The organism is Streptomyces sp. NPDC039430, assembly GCF_055639435.1.
The window spans coordinates 516,686-535,598 of record NZ_JBVKAK010000002.1 but is presented as its reverse complement, the minus strand read 5'-3'; the positions used below and the strand labels follow the sequence as shown (position 1 = coordinate 535,598).

Here is an 18,913-nt window from a genome sequence, read left to right as displayed (position 1 = left end):
CCTCCCTCAGCGCAGCTTGGGGTCGAGGGCGTTGCGTACCGCATCGCCGAGCATGATGAAGGCCAGAACAGTGATCGACACCATGACCGACGGGATGATCAGGACGTACGCCGCGTTACGCAGCTGCTCCTGGCCCGAGGAGATGTCGACACCCCAGGAGACGGCCGGCTCGGCGAGACCGATGCCCAGGAACGACAGCGTGGCCTCGGCGGAGATGTAGCCGCCGAGCGCGATGGTCGCGACCACGATCACCGGGGCGATCGCGTTGGGCATGATGTGCCGGAGCAGGATGCGGCTGGTCGAGGCGCCGAGCGCCTTGGCCGCCATCACATAGTCCGCCTGCTTGATGGTGAGGACCGAGCCGCGCGCGACACGGGCGATCTGTGTCCAGCCCAGGAAGGCGAGGGACAGGATCACGACCCAGATCGAACGCTCGGTGAAGGAGGTCAGCACCACCATCGCGCCGAGCATGAAGGGCACGGCGAAGAAGATGTCCGTGAGCCGGGACAGGATCGTGTCGATCCAGCCGCCGAAGTAGCCGGCGAGCATGCCGACCACGGTGCCCAGGACGGTGACGAGCGCGGTGACGACGACGGCGACGAGGATCGAGGCTCGGGCGCCGTAGACGACACGGGCGTAGATCGACCGGCCCTGGATGTCGTACCCGAACCAGTCCTCGTCGAAGACGTGGCTCCAGTTGGGCTTCTGCAGGTAGTGCTTGGCCAGATCCGCGTAGCGCGGATCGGCGCTGGTGAACAGCTGCGGGAAGGCCGCCATCGTCAGCAGGAACAGGATCAGGACGGCGGAGACGACGAACAGCGGGTTGCGCCGCAGGTCGTGCCAGGCGTCCGACCAGAGGCTGCGGGGCTTGCCCACCTTGCCGTCGGCCCGCGGGGCGACCGGAGCCTCGGCGGGCTGGTCCTTGACGGTGTCCTTGAGTGCCTCAGGCATAACGGATCCTCGGGTCCAGGACCGCGTAGAGCAGGTCGACGAGCAGGCTGGCGACGAGATAGACGACGACGATCAGGGTCACGATCCCCACGACCGTGGCGCCCTCGCGGTGCCTGAGCGCGTCGAAGATGTTGTAGCCGACACCCTTGACGTTGAAGATACCTTCCGTGACGACCGCGCCGCCCAGCAGGGCGCCGAGGTCGGTACCGAGGAAGGTCACCACCGGGATCATGGAGTTGCGCATCAGGTGTACGCCGATGATGCGGCGGCGCGGCAGCCCCTTGGCCACGGCGGTGCGCATGTAGTCGGAGCGCAGGTTCTCCGCGATGGAGGTACGCGTAAGACGTGCCACATAGGCCAGTGATAGGGAGCCGAGTACGACCGCTGGTAGGAACAACTCGTTCCAGTTGGCTTCCGCGCTCACGTTCGGGTCCACCCAGCCGAGCTGGAAGGCGAAGAAGTACTGGCCGAGGAAGCCGAGTACGAACGAGGGAACGGAGATCAGCAGAAGCGTGAGGATCAGCAGGCCGCGGTCGCGGAGCGTGTCGGCCTTCAGTCCGGCGAAGACGCCGATGGAGATGCCGACCAGCGCGGTGAAGGTGAAGGCGAACAGGGTCAGCCTGACCGTGATCGGGAATGCCTCCGAGATGATGTCGGCGACAGGTCTTCCGCTGGCGATCTGGGTGCCGAAGTCGCCCTGGAACAGGCCGATCAGATAGTTCCAGTACTGGTGCCAGAGCGGAAGATCGAGACCGAGGTCCTTCTTCATCGACGCGATCTGCGCCGGGTCGACGGTCTGCTCTCCGGCGAGCGCGCGCACGGGGTCGCCGGGCAGGGCGTACATCATGGAGAAGACCAGCAAGGTTGACCCGATGAAGACCGGGATCATCTGGAGCAGTCGCCGCGCGACATAACGCCCCATGTTTGCCTCCGAATGGATAACTGCAGCCCCGGGGGCCGCTCCCGTTGACGCGGGGAGCGGCCCCGGGGGCCTACCGCCGTTGTGCCGGCGGCTGATGGCCGAGTGGGGGGATGACCCTCGGGCTGGTTACTTCACGACCGTGACGTCGGTGAGGGTGTAGTCACCGCGGTAGTCGACGTTCACGTTCTCCACCGACTTGCCGTAGCCGCCGTTGGTCTTGTACTCCCACAGCGGGATCGCCGGCATCTTGTCGAGAAGGAGCTTCTCGGCGTCCTGGTAAGCCTTGATCGACTCGTCCAGGGACTTGGCGTTGTCGCCCTTCTTGAAGGCCGCGTCGATCCCCTTGTCGGAGAACCGTCCGTTGTTGGCCTCGGCGGTGGTGCCGTACAGCTCCCGCATGAAGTTGACGTTCAGCGGGTAGTCGGCGACCCAGCCACCGCGGTACATCCCCTTGACCTGGTCGTTGTCACGGGCCTCCAGGTCGGTCTGGAAGTCCGGCTTGGCGTCCGGGACACAGTCCACACCGGTGGCGTTGCGGATCGACTCGCAGACCGCGGTCACCCACTCCTTGTGGCCGCCGTCCGCGTTGTACTGGATCGAGATCTTGTTGCCGGGGACGCCGCCGCCCTCGGTGACAAGCTGCTTCGCCTTCGCCGCGTTGAACGTGAACACGTCGGTGTTCAGGTTCTGGTTACCCGCGACACCCGGCGGGGTGAAGCTGGTGGCGGGCTTGCGGGTGCCGTTGAGGACGGTCTTGGTGATCGTGTCGCGGTCGATCGCCATGGACAGACCCTGGAGGACCTTCGGGTCGATGCCCTTGAAGGTCTTCGAGTAGAACGCCGGCACGATGCTCTGGACGGCCGCGTACGGCTGGTCGATCGCGCGGTCGCCGAGGTCCTGCTTGTACTTCGGCAGGTCCTTCGGGCCGACCTGGCGGATCATGTCCAGGTTGCCGGAGAGGAGGTCCTGGTACGCGGCCTCGACGGTCGCGTAGTTCTTGAAGAGGACACCCTTGTTCTTGGCCTTGTTCGGGCCCTGGTAGTCAGGGTTGGCCTTGACCTGGATGAGCTTCTTGTGGTCCCACTTCTCGAAGATGTAGGGACCGTTGCCGACCGGCTTCTGGCCGAACGCCTTGGTGTCCTTGTAGAAGACCTCCGGCAGCGGCGCGAAGGTCGTGTACCCGAGCTTGTACTCGTAGTACGGCACCGGCGCGGAGAGCCCGATGGTGAAGGTGGTGTCGTCGACGACCTTCAGACCCGACATGGCGTCGGCCTTCGGGTCACCCTTCTCCGGGTGGACGTCGGCGTAGCCGGCGATGTCCTCGAACCAGAAGGCGTTCTGCTGGTTGTTCTTGATGTTGGCGTACCAGTTCCACGCCTTGACGTAGGACTCGGCCGTGACGGGGGTGCCGTCGTGGAACTTCCAGCCCGGCTTGAGCTTGACCGTCCAGGTCTTGTTGTCGGTCGACGTCACCGACTCGGCGTTCGTGTAAACGATCTTGCCCTGGGCGTCGAAGTCCAGCAGCTGGGTGAAGAGCGACTGGATCACGTTGATGCCGAGCGACTCGTTCGTGTCGGACGGGATCAGCGGCTTCTGCGGCTCGCCGACATCGATGGAGACATAACCCGCGGGCTTCCCCTTCTCCTTCGACGCCGATTCGCTGCTGTCGTCTCCGCCGCCACAGGCCGTCGCCGCCAGAGCCACGACTATCGCGCCGACGACCCACTTGGCGCTCTTGGCACCACGCATGGGTTCCTCCTCATGAGTCCACTAGTACAAACGAGAAGGGCATTATCTACGCGCGCTGACACCCCTGACAGCGGGCTCCTCAAATGCCCTGAGTGTGCTCGTGAGTCGGCGCCCCCCATGGCGCATGACCCATTGACCCGAGCTCAATGGAAGCAACTATTAAGTACGGCAGACCTGTAAACCACACTTAAAGGGTCTCGTTTTGACAACATCGAAGCGCCCTGCCCGCCCGAAATCCGGACAAATTTAGCGCAGACAGACACACGCGAAACGGACTGTTAACACATGTTCCGGAGAGCGATGTCCGATATTCGGACAGACCGCCAGAGAAAGCGGTTGACGAACGTCGGCCCGGCCACCACGTGTCCGCGGTGACCGGGCCGTCCCTCGTACCGTCCGGGCCGCAGGCGCTGTACGCCGCGAGCCCGGTCGTGTCAAGCGTGCTTGGCGCGCGAGGCGGTACGGCCGCGCTGCTTCTGGTCCAGGACGACCTTGCGGATCCGGACCGTCTCCGGCGTGACCTCGATGCACTCGTCGTCGCGGCAGAACTCCAGGGACTGCTCCAGCGAGAGCTTCCGCGCCGGCACCACGTTCTCCGTGGTGTCCGCGGAGGCGGCCCGCATGTTGGTGAGCTTCTTCTCCTTGGTGATGTTCACGTCCATGTCGTCGGCGCGCGAGTTCTCGCCGATGATCATGCCTTCGTAGACCTCGGTGCCGGCCTCGGTGAAGATGACACCGCGCTCCTGGAGGTTGACCATCGCGAAGGGGGTCACCGTACCCGCGCGGTCCGCCACCAGCGAGCCGTTGTGACGGGTGCGCAGCTCGCCGAACCACGGCTCGTGGCCCTCGAAGATGGAGTGGGCGATGCCCGTACCGCGCGTCTGGGTCAGGAACTCCGTACGGAAGCCGATGAGTCCGCGTGACGGAACGATCCACTCCATGCGGATCCACCCCGAGCCGTGGTTGGTCATCGTCTCCATACGGCCCTTGCGGGTCGCCATCAGCTGGGTGATCGGGCCGAGGTGCTCCTCGGGGGAGTCGATCGTCATGCGCTCGATCGGCTCGTACGTCTTGCCGTCGACCTGCTTCGTGACCACCTCGGGCTTGCCGACGGTCAGTTCGAAGCCTTCCCGGCGCATGGTCTCGACGAGGATGGCCAGCGCCAGCTCGCCGCGGCCCTGCACCTCCCAGGCGTCGGGGCGCTCGGTGTCCAGGACGCGCAGCGAGACGTTACCGATCAGCTCACGGTCGAGACGGTCCTTGACCTGGCGGGCGGTGACCTTGTGGCCCTTGCCGCCCTTGCCGACCAGCGGCGAGGTGTTGGCGCCGATGGTCATCGAGATCGCGGGCTCGTCGACCGTGATCAGCGGCAGCGCGACCGGGTTCTCCGGGTCGGCCAGGGTCTCGCCGATCATGATGTCCGGGATACCGGCGATGGCGCAGATGTCGCCGGGGCCCGCCTTCTCGGCCGGCTTGCGGGTGAGCGCCTCGGTCATCAGCAGCTCGGTGATACGGACGTTGGACATCGTGCCGTCACGCTTGATCCAGGTGACGGTCTGGCCCTTCTTCAGCTCGCCCTGCTCGACGCGGCACAGCGCGATACGGCCGAGGAAGTTGTCGGCGTCCAGGTTGGTGACATGGGCCTGGAGCGGAGCGGACTCGTCGAACTCGGGCGCCGGGACATGCGCCAGGATCGTGTTGAAGAACGGCTCCAGGCTGTCGCTGTCGGCCGGGACCGTACCGTCCTCCGGCTTGGTCAGCGAGGCGACGCCGTCCCGCGCGCATGCGTAGACGATCGGGAACTCGATCTGCTCCTCGGTCGCGTCCAGGTCCAGGAAGAGGTCGTACGTCTCGTCGACGACCTCGGCGATCCGGGAGTCGGGGCGGTCCGTCTTGTTGATGCAGAGGATGACCGGCATCTTCGCCTGGAGCGCCTTGCGGAGCACGAAGCGGGTCTGCGGAAGCGGGCCCTCCGACGCGTCGACGAGGAGCACGACGGCGTCGACCATCGACAGACCGCGCTCGACCTCGCCGCCGAAGTCGGCGTGGCCGGGGGTGTCGATGATGTTGATCGTGATGGGGTCGCCACCCGTCTTCGGGTGGTACTTCACGGCCGTGTTCTTGGCCAGGATCGTGATGCCCTTCTCACGCTCCAGGTCGTTCGAGTCCATCATCCGGTCGTCGAGTTGCTCGGCGGCGTGCGCGGCGAACGCGCCGGCCTGCTTCAGCATGGCGTCGACCAGAGTGGTCTTGCCATGGTCGACGTGGGCGACGATGGCGACGTTACGGATGTCGTGGCGCGTGGGCATGCTGGCTGGCGCTTCTCTCGATCGTGGGATGCGGCGTTGTTTCCTCGTACGCCCGCCGGGCGGACACGCCACGGCTAGTGCCATGGTACGGGGCCGGGGCGTCGGGGGCTTCCCAGCCCGATTGGAGAGGCCGAAATCACGGTGTGCGGGGCCCGCGGGGTAGCGGCCGGGGCCGCGCGGGAGGCTGCGCCGGGGAGGCGCGGGAGGGGTGGAGCTGCCCGGGTCAGGGACAGGAACGAGCTTGCCCGCCGGGGAGGCCGGCGGGCAAGCCAATTGATGGGGTTCTGAGCTTCCGAATCCGCCTTGACCTGCGGTTTCGTAAACCAGCCCGTTTTTTCTTCTCGCGATCTTCGCCGAACGTACGCTTCCGTCGCCGGTTAGGTCGCCGATTCTTCACTACTTCTTCTTCGTGTCCGGGCCCGCGGCCCCGCCCTCCTTGAACCCGATGTCCTGGTAGCGAGGGGTCTGGAAGCCGAAGGCCCCCGCGTTCACCACCGTCGGCTTCACCGCGACCAGCTGCGGACGCTGGTAGAGGGGGATGGATCCGGCCGCCGCCCAGATACGGGCATCGGCCTGCCGGACCAGATCGCGGGACTTCTTCTCGTTGAGCTCGGCGGCGGCGCTGGCGAAGAGCTGGTCGATGTGGTCCGTACCGACGCGGGTGTAGTTCTGCTCCACCAGCAGCGAACCGTCGCTGGCGGGCACGGGCTTCGCGTAGATCGGCCGTCCGTCGGTCGCCGGGAAGGCGCTGGCCGGCCAGGAGTAGAGGGCCAGGTCGTAGTGGCCCGAGGCGATGTGGTCCTTGAAGTACTCGTCGTCCGAGACCTTGGTGATCTCCGTACCGACACCGATGCGGTCGAGCATCCGCGAGATCCGCTCACCGACGGCGCGCAGCGACTCCGCGCCCTCACCCGCGGGCAGGACGAAGCGGAGGCTGAGCGGCTTCCCGTCCTTGCCGAGCGGGCCGCTCGGCAGGGTCGCGGCGGAGGCGGAGGGCGACGCGGAGGACGAGGGGGCGGCCGTGCCGCGCGGGGCGTAGGCGCCCGCCACACCGCCCGGCTTCTTGTCGGAGTCGTCCACGGCGGCGGCCTGCCGGAGCAGCGCGTCCCCCTGGAGGCGGGCGACGGAGGCGGGAGACAGGACATGCGCGGACTCGGGGCGGGGGGCCGTCCTGCCCGGCTTGTTGTCACCGACGATGTACAGGCCCTCGTCCGAGGGGACGTCGTCGCCCGCGTCCTGGTCAGCGGCCTTGTCGGCCTTCTTCTTCTCCCCGGCCGCGTCCTTGTCGTCGCCCTTGTCCCCCTTCTTCTTCTCCTCGGCCGCGACCTTCTCCTCGTACTTCCGCTTCTGCTCCTCGGCCTTCTTCTTCTGGGCCTCTTCCGTCTTGGCGTCGGGGCGCTTGGCCTGGGCGGCGGCCTCCGCCTCCTCCTCGCTCAGCTCCTCGTCGCCCTCCTCGGCCTCCGCGCGCTTCTTCTGGGCCTTGCTGCCCGCCTTGGCGGTCACCTTCTTCTTGGCCCCGTCCGGCGTCCAGCCCGCGTCGGCCAGCAGGGCCTGCGCCTCAAGCGTGTCCTGCTTGCCGAGCGCCTCGCTGCTGTCCGCGTACGCCTTCTGTCCCATCAGCGCCAGATGGCTGCCGGGCGGCTTCGCCTGCAGCCCGAGCGGCTGGAGCACCGTGTCGGCCAGTTCCTGGCGGTTGATCGCGCGGGCCACCGCCCGCCGTACCCGCTCGTCGGCGAGCGGCCCGGACTCGCCGTTCAGCGCGAGCTGGGTGAACGCGGGCTCCAGCGACTTGCGGATCTCGTAGCCGCGCAGGCCCTTCTGCTCCCGCGCGTACCGCGCGATGGACTCGGCGGCCCGCTTGCGCGCCTCCGCCGCCTCCTCGGCCTGCTCCTCGTCGGAACCGTTGGCCAGCGCCCAGGACCGGAGCGCGGAGCCCGGGGTGATCGCGGCGCCGGGACCGTGGGTGAGCGGCTGCCCGCCACCGGATTCGGCTTCCTTCTCCGCCAGGGCCATGCGTCTGACCACGGTGCTGTCGATCTCGACGATGTCGGCCTTGCGGGCCGCGATCGCCCCCGCGGTCTCCTTCCTGGGGACCGTGCGCATGATCAGCTGGTCGAGCTTGGCGGGCTCTCCCCACCAGTGGGGGTTGCGCGCGAGCGTGGTCTCCTTGGCCTTTCCGTCCACCTTCTTGACGGTGAAGGGCCCCGCCGTCACCTTCAGGTTCTTCCTGGCACCGTCGTTGAACGCGTTGGGCGTCCCCGTCACGTCCTTGGGGTAGAGCGGGCTGAACAGCGACTCCCAGTCGGTGTACGGCTTGTTGAAGGTGACCCTGACCTCAAGGTTGTTGGCACCGCGCTCGATCTTCTCGATCCGCTCGTATCCGGCGTTGCGTGCCGTCCAGTACGCGGAGTCCTTGCCGCGCAGCGCACGCCACTGCGCGACGAAGTCCGGCGCCCCGATCTCCCGGCCGTTGCTCCACACCGCCTGCTGGTTGAGCTTGTAGAGCACCACCTGCTTGGGCTCGCGCTCGACGATCTTGGCGGACTCCAGGTAGTCGGGGTTCCGCTGAGGCCGGCCGCTCTTGTCGAGCGTGAACAGGGCCGGGAGTACGGCACCGGCGATCCGGCTCGTGGCCGCGTCCGCGTCGGCCTGGTAGGTGTTCAGTGTCGCGGGCATGGTGTCGACCGCCCAGCGCATGGTGCCGCCCTGGGCGACGCCTTCACGTTTCACGGCCGCGATGTCCGGGGCGGCGGCGGCCGAGGGCTCGCTTCCGTCCTCCTCCGAGGTGCACGCGGACAGGGCCCCCAGTGCCAGCACACCGGTGGTGAGAAGCGCGACGGAGCGGAGCGTTCGGGAGCGGAGCGTTCGGGAGCATGTCCTCCCGCGTGGGGCGCCGACGTGGGACATGGCTTGTACCTCTTCGTCCTGTTTGTGGAATTTAGAGATGATCACACCTATTTGCCCACTCACTGAAGGGGACCGCGACTCAGCGGTGCCGCAGACACGGCGTGACGTGCGGCCAAACCCACCCGAGCGGCCCAATGCGCCCGGTCGCGACGCTTGGCTCAAACCGCTCCAGGGACGGCCCCGCTCGCCGGAAAACTCGTGACCTACGGGTTCACAACAGGGATGTGACGCGGAACACTCTCAGGCGCACACAGAGCGCCGAGAGAACCGAGAGAGCCGAGAGAGAGCCGTCTGAGGGGACGCCCGCGGTCCCCGCATGCCACCCGAGCCCCTGGAAGTGAGGGCAACTCATGTCCCTGCAGGACGATGTGACAGCGATCAGGCGATGCCTCGACGACCTGGTCCGTACGGTCGACCGGCTGGAGCGGAATCTCGCCCTCCTGCGTGAGAACGAGTCCCGGCCCCAGCCGGCCGGCCGCGTCGAAGACCTGGTGACCATCCCCGACACCCCGTACAACAGCGCGCTGTGGACGGACTCGGACGACGAGGGCCTGGGCGTACGCGACCGGCGGGCTCCCTAGTACCCCTTCCGTCAGGAGTCCTCGTTGGCCACCGGTACCGAACCCCCAGCTGTCAGTACGGGCGCACCGGGCGCATCCGGCGGTACGGGCGTGCACGGCGCCTCGCGCGCCGCCATCGCGCCCCGCCACCTGCGGACGGACCGCTGGTGGCTGGCGCCCGCCGTGACCGCCGCCGGACTGCTCGCCTTCATCGTGTACTCGACCTGGCGGGCGTTCGCGAACAGCGACTACTACGCGGCGCCGTATGTCTCGCCGTTCTACTCGCCCTGTCTGGCGGAGAGCTGCGCGCCGATGCGGCACGGCCCGAACTGGGAGATCTTCGGCAGCTGGTGGGGCCTGTCCCCCGCGCTGCTGATCCTCATCTTCCCGCTGGGCTTCCGGCTCACCTGCTACTACTACCGCAAGGCGTATTACCGGGGCTTCTGGGCCTCGCCGCCCGCCTGCGCCGTCGCCGAGCCCCACGCGAAGTACACCGGTGAGACCCGCTTCCCGCTGATCCTCCAGAACATCCACCGGTACTTCTTCTACGCGGCCGTGCCGGTCGCGGGCATCCTCACGTACGACACCGTGCTGACCTTCCGGGACGAGGAATACGCCTGGGGCCATATGGGGCTCGGCTCGCTGATCTTCCTCGCCAACACCGTGCTGATCTGGGCGTACACCCTCTCCTGCCACTCCTGCCGGCACATCATCGGCGGCCGGCTGCGGCACTTCTCGAAGCATCCGGTGCGCTACCGGCTGTGGGGCTGGGCCGGAAAGCTCAACAACCGCCATATGCAGCTCGCGTGGGCCTCGTTGATCAGCGTCGCCGTCTGCGACTTCTACGTGTACCTGCTCGCCACCGGGGCCTTCGCCGACCCGCGCCTCTTCTGACGATCCGCGCCTCTTGTAGGGAGAGCCTTCCGATATGACGCAACTCGAACGCCGGCAGTGGGACGTCGTGGTGGTGGGTGCGGGAGGAGCGGGCCTGCGCGCCGCCATCGAGGCACGCGAGCGGGGCGCTCGTACCGCCGTCATCTGCAAGTCCCTCTTCGGCAAGGCCCATACGGTGATGGCCGAGGGCGGAATCGCCGCCTCCATGGGCAATGTGAACTCCGGCGACAACTGGCGGGTGCACTTCCGCGACACCCTGCGCGGCGGGAAGTTCCTCAACCAGTGGCGGATGGCGGAGCTGCACGCCCAGGAGGCGCCGGACCGCGTCTGGGAGCTGGAGACCTGGGGCGCGCTGTTCGACCGTACGCCCGACGGAAAGATCTCCCAGCGCAACTTCGGCGGGCACGAGTACCCGCGGCTCGCCCATGTCGGCGACCGTACGGGCCTGGAGCTGATCCGCACCCTCCAGCAGAAGATCGTCGCGTTGCAGCAGGAGGACTTCCGCGAGTACGGGGACTACGAGGCGCGGCTCAAGGTCTACCAGGAGTGCACGGTCACCCGGATCCTCAAGGAAGGCGGCCAGGGGGACGGCGGCGCGCAGGACGGCGGCGGGGCCGAGGGGGCCGGGGACGGCAGCCGGGTCGCGGGGGCCGGGGACGGCGGCCGGGTCGCGGGGGTCGGGGACGGCGGCCGGGTCGCGGGGGTCTTCTGCTACGAGCGGGAGTCCGGCCGCTTTTTCGTGCTGGAGGCCCCGTCCGTCGTGCTCGCCACGGGCGGGATCGGCAAGTCCTTCAAGGTGACCTCGAACTCCTGGGAGTACACGGGCGACGGCCACGCGCTGGCGCTGCTCGCGGGCGCTCCCCTCCTCAACATGGAGTTCGTGCAGTTCCATCCGACGGGAATGGTCTGGCCGCCGTCGGTCAAGGGCATCCTGGTCACCGAGTCGGTGCGCGGCGACGGCGGGGTACTGCGCAACTCCGAGGGCAAGCGGTTCATGTTCGACTACATCCCGGACGTCTTCAAGGAGAAGTACGCGGAGTCGGAGGACGAGGGCGACCGCTGGTACGACGACCCGGACCACAACCGGCGTCCCCCCGAGCTGCTCCCCCGCGACGAAGTGGCCCGCGCCATCAACTCCGAGGTCAAGGCGGGCCGCGGCTCTCCGCACGGCGGTGTCTTCCTCGATGTCTCGACGCGGATGTCCGCCGACGTGGTCAGGCGCCGGCTGCCGTCGATGTACCACCAGTTCAAGGAGCTGGCGGATGTCGACATCACGGCGGAGGCGATGGAGGTCGGCCCCACCTGCCACTACGTGATGGGCGGGATCGCCGTCGACTCGGAGACCGCCGCGGCGCCCGGGGTCGCCGGGCTGTACGCGGCGGGCGAGGTCGCGGGTGGAATGCATGGTTCCAACCGGCTCGGCGGGAACTCCCTCTCCGATCTGCTGGTCTTCGGCCGTCGGGCGGGACTGCACGCCGCCGCGTACGCCGCCGGGCTCGGCGCGCGTCCGGCCCTGGACGAGGGACAGATCGACGCGGCGGCGGCCGAGGCGCTGCGCCCGTTCGGCGCGGGTGGGACGCCGCGGGGCGACGGGGGCGGGCCGGGGGCTTCGGGCGACCGGCCCGCGGAGAACGCCGAGTACGCGGAGTACGCCGAGAACGCCGAGAACGCCGAGAATCCGTACACCCTCCATCAGGAGCTCCAGCAGACGATGAACGACCTCGTCGGCATCATCCGGCGGGAGCACGAGATGGAGCAGGCGCTGGAGAAGCTGGCGGAGCTGCGCGTACGGGCGGGGCGGGCGGGGGTCGAGGGCCACCGCCAGTTCAACCCCGGCTGGCACCTGGCGCTCGATCTGCGGAACATGCTGCTGGTCAGCGAGTGCGTCGCACGGGCCGCCCTGGAACGGACCGAGAGCCGGGGCGGCCACACCCGGGAGGACTGGCCCGGCATGGACGCCGACTGGCGCCGGGTCAATCTGTACTGCCGGCTCATCGGTACGGAGGAGGGCGCGACCGCCGGTACGGAGAGCGGCGCGGCCACCGGTCTCGCGGCCGGCCGGATCGCGCTCACGCGCCGGACGACCGAGCCCATACGTCCCGACCTGCTCGCTCTGTTCGACAAGGAAGAGCTGGTCAAGTACCTCGCCGAAGAGGAGCTTCACGAGTGAGTGCGAGTACGGGTACGAGCGCGAGCGCGTCGACGACATACGAGGCGAAGTTCCGGGTCTGGCGAGGCGACGCCGACGGCGGGGAGCTGAAGGACTTCGCCGTCGAGGTGAACGACGGGGAGGTGGTCCTCGACATCATCCACCGGCTCCAGGCGACCCAGGCGGCGGATCTGGCGGTGCGCTGGAACTGCAAGGCGGGCAAGTGCGGTTCGTGCAGCGCGGAGATCAACGGCCGGCCGCGGTTGATGTGCATGACCCGGATGTCGGTCTTCTCACGCGAGGAGACGATCACGGTCACCCCGCTGCGTGCCTTCCCGGTGATCCGCGATCTGGTGACGGACGTCTCCTTCAATTACGCGAAGGCGCGGGAGGTGCCGTCGTTCGTGCCGCCGCCTGGGGTGGCCGCCGGTGAGTACCGGATGCGGCAGGTGGACGTGGACCGCTCGCAGGAGTTCCGTAAGTGCATCGAGTGCTTCCTGTGCCAGGACACCTGTCATGTGGTGCGGGACCACGAGGAGAACAAGACCGCGTTCGCCGGGCCGCGCTTCCTGATGCGGGTGGCCGAGCTGGATATGCATCCGCTGGACGCGGCGGAGGAATCGGGGCTCGACCGTAAGAAGACCGCCCAGGACGAGCACGGCCTCGGCTACTGCAACATCACCAAATGCTGCACCGAGGTGTGCCCGGAGCACATAAAGATCACCGACAATGCGCTGATTCCGCTCAAGGAGCGGGCCGTGGACCGGAAGTACGACCCGCTGGTGTGGCTGGGCAACAAGATCCGGCGGCGCGGCGAATGACGTAGCTGTAGATACGGGAGGGGCCCGTGGCTCCGGGCCCCTCCTGCTTTCGCGCTGTGGCGCGTCAGCTCTCTGGCGCGTCAGCCGAGGAGCTTCACGATCGCCTCGGTGGTACCGGTCTCCCCGAGCCGCGGAAAGATCTTCTCGACGCTGTTCCGGTGCGCGTCCTCGTCCATGTCGGCGACCGCGTCGACGGCGACGGTGACGTTATAGCCGTGCTCGTACGCGGCGCGGGCGGTGGACTCGGCGCCGATGCTGGTGGCGATGCCCGTCACCACGACCTGGGTGACGCCCCGGCGGCGCAGCTGGAGGTCGAGATCGGTGGCGTGGAAAGCGCCCCACTGCTGCTTGGTGACCACGATGTCGCCGTCCTGCAAGCCCAGTTCGGGCACGAGGTCGGCCCAGTCGGCGGCCGGCTGCCCACCGCGCATCGGAGCCTCGGTACGGCCGGGCGCGCCGCTGGTGACGCGGACGAACACGACGGGCAGCCCCTTGGCGCGGAAGGCGGCGGCGAGCTCGGCGGAGCGCGCCACGACCTCGGCGGCCGGGTAGGGGGCGGTCGGCAGGGCGACGACGGCCTTCTGGAGATCGACGACGACCAGGGCGGTCTTGGGGTCGAGGGTGGTGACGGTCATGGTGGTGCTCCTTGCGGTACGGAATGCGGTACAGGATGCGGTAGGGGGTGTGGGTCTCGGACGTGGTCTCGGACGGTGTCCTGGACGTGGTCCCGGACGTCGTCTCGGACGTGGTCCGGGACGTCGTCTCGGACGTGGTCCGGGACGTGGTCCGGGACGTGGTCCGGGACGTGGCGGTTATCGGTGGTGGGCGCGGAGCGCCCGGTCTGTGACGGTCAGGATGATCAGCAGCACGCAGAGGACGGCGGAGGCGCCCGCCATCAGATGCAGTCCGCTGTCGCTCGCCGCCTGGCCATAGGCGAGCGCGATCAGGCTCGATGCCGATATGGCGCCGATGTACTGCGCGGTGCGCTGGAGCCCGGCCGCGGACCCGATGGACTCGGGCGGGGCATGCGCCTGGACCGCGGCCTGGTTGCTCGTACCGATCAGCCCCTGCGGAACGCCGAAGCACGCCCCCGCGAGGAGCAGTACGGCGATCGGGGTGCTGTCGTCCACGAAGAGCAGCAGGCCCGCGCCGCCGGTGAGCAGCAGACAGCCGAGGACGAGCGGGCCGCGGATGCCCTTGGTACGGGCACCGAGCAGCGAGCAGACGAGCGCGGTCACCGACATCGGCAGCATGAGGAGTCCGCTCTCGCCGGCGGAGAGGCCGCGGCCGTCCTCCAGCCACTGCGTGAAGCCGTACATGACGCAGTAGATGACCAGATAGCTGACGCCGTGCCGCAGATAGGTACGGGCGAGCGGGCCGTTGCGCATGATCATCCGCAGATCGATGAACGGCTTCGGCGTACGCAGCTGCCACCACACGAGCACGGCCGTCAGTACGCCGAAGGGCGCGAGCAGCCACCACATCGGATGGGCGAGATCGAGCAGGAAGAAGACGAGGAGCGTCAGGGCCGTGGCGAACAGCCCGATGCCGAGTGGGTCGAGCGTGAGGCGCGGTGAACGGCCGGGGGCTCCGGCGCCGGTGGGCTCGCGCGGCGGGTCGGCGGGGATCCAGATGAGCCCGGCGACGAAGGCGATCAGCGCGATGGGCAGATTGACGGCGAAGATGCCGCGCCACCCGACCAGGGCGACAAGGAGTCCGCCGAGCGTGGGTCCGACGGCCGCGCTGCCGAGCGAGGCGAAGGAGAGCCGGGCCAGCACGGTACGCGGGGCGGGGTGGCCGACCCGTCGGCCCTCGTCACGTAGTACGGACATGGCCGCCGGATAGGCGGCGGAGGTACCGACGCCGAGCAGCAGCCGGGAGACGATGAGCCAGCCGAAGGACGGTGCCACCGCGCCGACCAGTCCGGAGGCGAAGACGATGACCAGGCCCGCGAGGAAGATCCGGCGCGGGCCGAGCGCGTCGGCGAGCTTGCCGAGAACGGGCTGCGCGACGGCGCTGGCGAGATAGAGGACGGAGATCAGCCAGGCGGTGTCGGCGGCGCCGATCCCGAAGCTGTGTCCGATCGCCACCAGCGCGGTGGAGATCATGGTGGTGTTGAGCGGGTTGAGCAGCGAGCCCAGGAGCAGCGGGGCGGTGAGCCTGCCTCGGAAACCGGGGGCCTCGGGGCCGCTGGGCTCACCGGGAGCCGTCAGCCCCGGATGCGTATGCGGTTGTGTCTGTGTCTGCCGTACGTCGGGTGCGCCTTCTTCCGTCCCGCGGGCTTCCGTGTCACTCACTCCTCTCCACCAGCCGCCCCAGCAGGGCCGCCGCCTCGGCCAGCGCGCGGCGTTCCGCGCCGTCCAGTTCGCCCGCGATCGCTTCGGAGAGCCAGCCCTGCTTGGCCGCGCGGGCCGCGGCGAGCGTGGCGTGGCCGGCGTCCGTGACCGAGACGACGGACTGCCGCCCGTCGTCGGGGTCCGGCGTCCGCTCGACCAGGCCCTGTTCCTCCAGGACGCCGAGGGTCAGCCGCATGGACTGCGGACGTACGTACTCCGCGCGGGCCAGCGCGGCCGTGGTCGACGGCCCCTCGCCGTCCAGTCGCGCCAGGACCGATTGCTGGGACGGCGTGAGCCTGCTGTCCGGCGTCGCCGTACGCAGCCGCCGCACCAGCCTGCGGACCACCGCGGTGAGATCGGCGGCGACCTGCTCGGCGGTCGGGTCTTCGGGCCGCTCGGAGTCCTCGTACATACGTCCACCGTAGGAGTTAGACAGGCAACCTTGCAAGTTTCCCTGTCAATCTTGGCTGGATACCGGCCCCGGCCAGGAGAGCCCGCCTTGCTCCGCGGACAGCGCGGCGCCTAGGGTGAATGCGCTTTCATGAGTCACGCGAGTAACAGTGCACGCGCAACAGGGAAGAAGAAGGGGACGGGTCGGTCGGGTGAGTGCCCCTACGGTCTACGACGTCGCCGAGCGGTCGGGCGTCTCCATCGCGACGGTCTCGCGGGTCTACCGGAACCCCGATTCCGTACGCGCCCAGACCCGCGACCGGGTACTGGAAGCGGCGCGCGCGCTCGGTTACGTACCGAGCGGCAACGCGCGCGGTCTGGCCAGCAGGACCACCGGCGTGCTCGGGCTCTGCTTCCCCGACTACTCCGATCCGGACGCCGAGACGGACGCCGAGGCGGACGACACGTACGACGACTCCGCGGTGATGCTCTACTCGGACCAGATCATCCGGGGCATGGAGCGGGCCGCGCGACGGCACGGCTACGCGCTGCTGATCGCCGCGTCCCTGAAGGGCGGGCCGGAGTCGCTGGTGGCGAAGGTGGCGGGGCGGGTCGACGGATTCGCCGTGCTGGCGCGGACCGTCCCGACCGAGGACCTGGAGGTGATCTCGCGCCGACTGCCGGTGGTGATGCTGGCGGGGCCACGCGAGATCGACCATCTCGACCACATCGAGGTGGCCAACTCCGACGGCGAACGGGAACTGACCCGCCATCTGATTCGCGACCACGGCCTGCGCGGACTGGTCTTCGTCGGGGGCGAGAAGGACTCACCGGACGCGGAGGCGCGGTTCCGGGGGTTCAGGGACGCCTGCGCCGAGGCCGGGCTGCCGGTCCCGGACGAACCCGATCTGCGCACCGCGATGATGACCCAGGCCGAGGGGGAACGGGCCGCGGAAACGCTGCTCGACCGCGCCGACCGGGACGGGGGCCGCCCCCAGGCCATGCTCTTCGCCAACGACCAGATGGCGATCGGCGCGCTCCACGCGCTGGAGCGACGCGGAGTACGGGTACCCGAGGACATCGCGGTCGCGGGGTTCGACGGGATCCCCCTGAGCCGCATGGTGCGCCCGGCGCTGACGACCGTACGCCAGCCGATCCGCCGGCTCGGCGAGGAGGCGGTGGAACTGCTCGTACAACGACTCGCGGAACCGACGCGCGAACCGGTCTCCCTGATGCTCCCGGTCTCGGTGGCCCGCAGGGCGAGCTGCGGCTGCGGGTAGCGGGGGGCCGGGAGAGCGAGCGGCTGGGGGCTCATCGCGGTGGCGAGTCACCAAAGATCCTCCTGAACAGCTCGGCTTCGTTCAGGTCGCTCAACTCGGGGGCGGGCAGCGGTGATTCAGCAGGTTCCGACGACGGCGACGGTCCCGGCGACCCAGACGGCTCAAGCGGCTCAGGCGGGGCGTTCTTGGGGATGACGAGCGCGCCGTTCATTCCGAATGTGGCGAACAGCCACGACAGGCGCTGCCGCGCCTCACTGGCCGTCATACGACCAACTCCTCAGCATGTGGTGCGGGACGGGGCGTGGGGATGGGGTGCGGGGGATCCGGGGAGGGAGTGGCCCCCTGTCCACGCGCCGGCATGACGAGCGGCGGACAGGGGGCAACCCTGCGACGCACCACTCGGGGCGCGATCCCGCTGAGGATCCGACCCGGAGGGGCGACGCACAGTGAAGTTAGCGTCACAGAAGAGCATGGCGCAACTGTGGGACGTACCAATTTTGGGGCCACAGACGCCAAACGCCCCCCATCCATGCAGGGATGGGGGGCGCGAGGGGGTGCGCGTTCATCAGATCAGGTGATCGAACTCCCCCGCCTTGACGCCCAGGAGGAAGGCGCGCAGCTTCTCGGGGCTCGTGGTGACGACTGCGTCCGGGACGTCGCTCTCACGCATCACGATCTGCCCGTCAACACTGGCCAGTTCGACACAGTTCGGATTGTTGTCAGCCCCTGAGAAAGAGGACTTCTGCCAGACAATGTGATTGGTCATGCCACTCACTCACATTTCTTGTGCGATACGTTGGATGAATTTACTCGACTCGGCAGCACTGAGTGAGATCGCTTCGACCGAATCGATGAGCGCCCGGTACTTGACGAGTTGAGCCTCGGCGTCCAGATAAGCGGCGTCGAAAGCGCTGTCAATCTGAACGGTGTCCAGTTGCGGTATCACGGCGCCCGCATAAAGCACCGAGTGGGCCGACCCAGTGATCCGTGCCTCGAAAGGGATGACGCGGATCGTCACACTCGGCCAGAGCGAGACGTCGTGCAGAAACTCCAGTTGCGCCCGCATGACGTCCGCGGAGCAGTACCTCATGCGAAGTGCGGCCTCATGAATGAGCGCCTCGAACTTCGGCGGGTTCGGACGGTCCAGAATCTCGCGACGCCTCATGCGATGCTCCACGCGCGCATTGACCTCAGAGGCTTGAAAACTGGTCACGCCGCTCGCGATCAGCTCACGAGCGTATTCGGCCGTCTGAAACAACCCCGGCACGTAGAGCGTTTGAACGGTGCGCATATAGGTCGCGTGGTGTTCCAGCTCCGCCTGATCCCGGAAGCCCGGTGGAAGGATCCCGCGATACTCGTCCCACCAGCCCTTGCCACGCTCCTCCGCCATGCTCGCCAGCACATCGACGAGGTGCTTGTCCGTGGCCGAGCAGTAGGCGGCGATCCGACGGACGCGCTCCGCGCTGATTCCGTACCGGCCCGACTCCAAGTGGCTGACCTGGGCTCGCTCGCCGCCGAGGAAAGCCGCGACCGCGCCTCCCGACAAGCCGGCCCGTTCGCGGAGCTTTCGCAGCTCGGTGCCCAGCCGTTTCTGACGGGCGGTCGGGTGTGGCCTGGGTGGCATGTGCCCCTCCTCGTTTCTCGT

General features: G+C 68.3%; 16 protein-coding genes. 5 read left to right on the top strand and 11 right to left on the bottom strand.

What is annotated here, in order from left to right:
• Nucleotides 1-6: 6 nt before the first annotated feature.
• The 5 genes from ACZ7LS_RS07440 to ACZ7LS_RS07420 all read right to left on the bottom strand — a co-directional run bounded on the left by ACZ7LS_RS07440 (nt 7) and on the right by ACZ7LS_RS07420 (nt 8,838).
• A complete protein-coding gene (locus tag ACZ7LS_RS07440) occupies nt 7-951 on the bottom strand; it encodes an ABC transporter permease (RefSeq protein WP_382528453.1) in 945 nt (314 codons plus the stop codon).
• On the bottom strand, nt 944-1,873 hold the full coding sequence (locus ACZ7LS_RS07435) for an ABC transporter permease (RefSeq protein ID WP_382528450.1): 930 nt from the start codon (nt 1,871-1,873) through the stop codon (nt 944-946). Before ACZ7LS_RS07435 ends, ACZ7LS_RS07440 begins: the two co-directional genes overlap by 8 nt.
• Nucleotides 1,874-1,999: 126 nt before the next feature.
• On the bottom strand, nt 2,000-3,622 hold the full coding sequence (locus ACZ7LS_RS07430) for a peptide ABC transporter substrate-binding protein (RefSeq protein WP_385135132.1): 1,623 nt from the start codon (nt 3,620-3,622) through the stop codon (nt 2,000-2,002).
• Nucleotides 3,623-4,056: 434 nt separating this feature from the next.
• A complete protein-coding gene (typA, locus tag ACZ7LS_RS07425) occupies nt 4,057-5,931 on the bottom strand; it encodes a translational GTPase TypA (protein WP_382528444.1) in 1,875 nt (624 codons plus the stop codon).
• Between the two features lie 396 nt (nt 5,932-6,327).
• Nucleotides 6,328-8,838: an ABC transporter family substrate-binding protein gene (locus ACZ7LS_RS07420; RefSeq protein ID WP_382664447.1), complete on the bottom strand. Its 2,511-nt coding sequence runs from the start codon at nt 8,836-8,838 to the stop codon at nt 6,328-6,330.
• 350 nt (nt 8,839-9,188) lie between these two features.
• Between ACZ7LS_RS07420 and ACZ7LS_RS07415 the strand changes: the two genes are divergently transcribed.
• The 4 genes from ACZ7LS_RS07415 to ACZ7LS_RS07400 are packed head-to-tail and all read left to right on the top strand — an operon-like array spanning nt 9,189 to nt 13,262.
• On the top strand, nt 9,189-9,419 hold the full coding sequence (locus ACZ7LS_RS07415; RefSeq protein ID WP_129770519.1) for a hypothetical protein: 231 nt from the start codon (nt 9,189-9,191) through the stop codon (nt 9,417-9,419).
• A 24-nt stretch (nt 9,420-9,443) separates the two neighbouring features.
• Nucleotides 9,444-10,292, top strand: a complete 849-nt coding sequence (locus ACZ7LS_RS07410; protein WP_382528440.1) for a hypothetical protein — start codon at nt 9,444-9,446, stop codon at nt 10,290-10,292.
• Between the two features lie 34 nt (nt 10,293-10,326).
• Nucleotides 10,327-12,462, top strand: coding sequence for a fumarate reductase/succinate dehydrogenase flavoprotein subunit (locus tag ACZ7LS_RS07405; protein WP_385135134.1), 2,136 nt, complete (start codon nt 10,327-10,329; stop codon nt 12,460-12,462).
• The gene (locus tag ACZ7LS_RS07400) at nt 12,459-13,262 is read left to right on the top strand and encodes a succinate dehydrogenase/fumarate reductase iron-sulfur subunit (RefSeq protein ID WP_382664439.1); all 804 of its coding nucleotides are present in this window, start codon (nt 12,459-12,461) and stop codon (nt 13,260-13,262) included. The genes ACZ7LS_RS07405 and ACZ7LS_RS07400 overlap by 4 nt, the downstream gene beginning before the upstream one ends.
• Nucleotides 13,263-13,342: 80 nt before the next feature.
• On the opposite strand, the gene ACZ7LS_RS07395 is transcribed toward ACZ7LS_RS07400, so the two are convergent.
• The 3 genes from ACZ7LS_RS07395 to ACZ7LS_RS07385 all read right to left on the bottom strand — a co-directional run bounded on the left by ACZ7LS_RS07395 (nt 13,343) and on the right by ACZ7LS_RS07385 (nt 16,010).
• Nucleotides 13,343-13,897 (bottom strand): isochorismatase family protein, encoded by a 555-nt coding sequence (locus tag ACZ7LS_RS07395; protein WP_385135137.1) that lies wholly within the window; start codon nt 13,895-13,897, stop codon nt 13,343-13,345.
• A 177-nt stretch (nt 13,898-14,074) separates the two neighbouring features.
• A complete protein-coding gene (locus tag ACZ7LS_RS07390) occupies nt 14,075-15,475 on the bottom strand; it encodes an MFS transporter (RefSeq protein ID WP_385135180.1) in 1,401 nt (466 codons plus the stop codon).
• Nucleotides 15,476-15,551: 76 nt separating this feature from the next.
• Entirely contained in the window at nt 15,552-16,010 is a 459-nt protein-coding gene (locus ACZ7LS_RS07385; protein ID WP_382881798.1) for a MarR family winged helix-turn-helix transcriptional regulator, read from the bottom strand.
• A 190-nt stretch (nt 16,011-16,200) separates the two neighbouring features.
• Here ACZ7LS_RS07385 and ACZ7LS_RS07380 point away from each other — a divergent pair, with 190 nt between their 5' ends.
• Complete coding sequence (locus ACZ7LS_RS07380) at nt 16,201-17,268, top strand: LacI family DNA-binding transcriptional regulator (protein ID WP_382528431.1); 1,068 nt, start codon at nt 16,201-16,203, stop codon at nt 17,266-17,268.
• Nucleotides 17,269-17,299: 31 nt separating this feature from the next.
• Here the strand turns inward: ACZ7LS_RS07380 and ACZ7LS_RS07375 are convergent, their stop codons facing one another.
• The 3 genes from ACZ7LS_RS07375 to ACZ7LS_RS07365 form a co-directional block, all read right to left on the bottom strand.
• The gene (locus ACZ7LS_RS07375; RefSeq protein WP_385135140.1) at nt 17,300-17,533 is read right to left on the bottom strand and encodes a hypothetical protein; all 234 of its coding nucleotides are present in this window, start codon (nt 17,531-17,533) and stop codon (nt 17,300-17,302) included.
• A gap of 300 nt (nt 17,534-17,833) precedes the next feature.
• Nucleotides 17,834-18,034: a DUF397 domain-containing protein gene (locus ACZ7LS_RS07370; protein ID WP_382528426.1), complete on the bottom strand. Its 201-nt coding sequence runs from the start codon at nt 18,032-18,034 to the stop codon at nt 17,834-17,836.
• Nucleotides 18,035-18,043: 9 nt separating this feature from the next.
• Nucleotides 18,044-18,892, bottom strand: a complete 849-nt coding sequence (locus tag ACZ7LS_RS07365) for a helix-turn-helix domain-containing protein (protein ID WP_382528424.1) — start codon at nt 18,890-18,892, stop codon at nt 18,044-18,046.
• Nucleotides 18,893-18,913 lie beyond the last annotated feature (21 nt).

What these genes read in the sequence shown, in the direction of transcription:
- ACZ7LS_RS07420 (WP_382664447.1), bottom strand. Translation starts at nt 8,838, where the DNA reads ATGTCCCACGTCGGCGCCCCACGCGGGAGGACATGCTCCCGAACGCTC.
- ACZ7LS_RS07385 (WP_382881798.1), bottom strand. Translation starts at nt 16,010, where the DNA reads ATGTACGAGGACTCCGAGCGGCCCGAAGACCCGACCGCCGAGCAGGTC.
- ACZ7LS_RS07435 (WP_382528450.1), bottom strand. Translation starts at nt 1,873, where the DNA reads ATGGGGCGTTATGTCGCGCGGCGACTGCTCCAGATGATCCCGGTCTTC.
- ACZ7LS_RS07365 (WP_382528424.1), bottom strand. Translation starts at nt 18,892, where the DNA reads ATGCCACCCAGGCCACACCCGACCGCCCGTCAGAAACGGCTGGGCACC.
- ACZ7LS_RS07415 (WP_129770519.1), top strand. Translation starts at nt 9,189, where the DNA reads ATGTCCCTGCAGGACGATGTGACAGCGATCAGGCGATGCCTCGACGAC.
- ACZ7LS_RS07405 (WP_385135134.1), top strand. Translation starts at nt 10,327, where the DNA reads ATGACGCAACTCGAACGCCGGCAGTGGGACGTCGTGGTGGTGGGTGCG.
- ACZ7LS_RS07395 (WP_385135137.1), bottom strand. Translation starts at nt 13,897, where the DNA reads ATGACCGTCACCACCCTCGACCCCAAGACCGCCCTGGTCGTCGTCGAT.
- typA (WP_382528444.1), bottom strand. Translation starts at nt 5,931, where the DNA reads ATGCCCACGCGCCACGACATCCGTAACGTCGCCATCGTCGCCCACGTC.
- ACZ7LS_RS07440 (WP_382528453.1), bottom strand. Translation starts at nt 951, where the DNA reads ATGCCTGAGGCACTCAAGGACACCGTCAAGGACCAGCCCGCCGAGGCT.
- ACZ7LS_RS07375 (WP_385135140.1), bottom strand. Translation starts at nt 17,533, where the DNA reads ATGACGGCCAGTGAGGCGCGGCAGCGCCTGTCGTGGCTGTTCGCCACA.
- ACZ7LS_RS07430 (WP_385135132.1), bottom strand. Translation starts at nt 3,622, where the DNA reads ATGCGTGGTGCCAAGAGCGCCAAGTGGGTCGTCGGCGCGATAGTCGTG.
- ACZ7LS_RS07370 (WP_382528426.1), bottom strand. Translation starts at nt 18,034, where the DNA reads ATGACCAATCACATTGTCTGGCAGAAGTCCTCTTTCTCAGGGGCTGAC.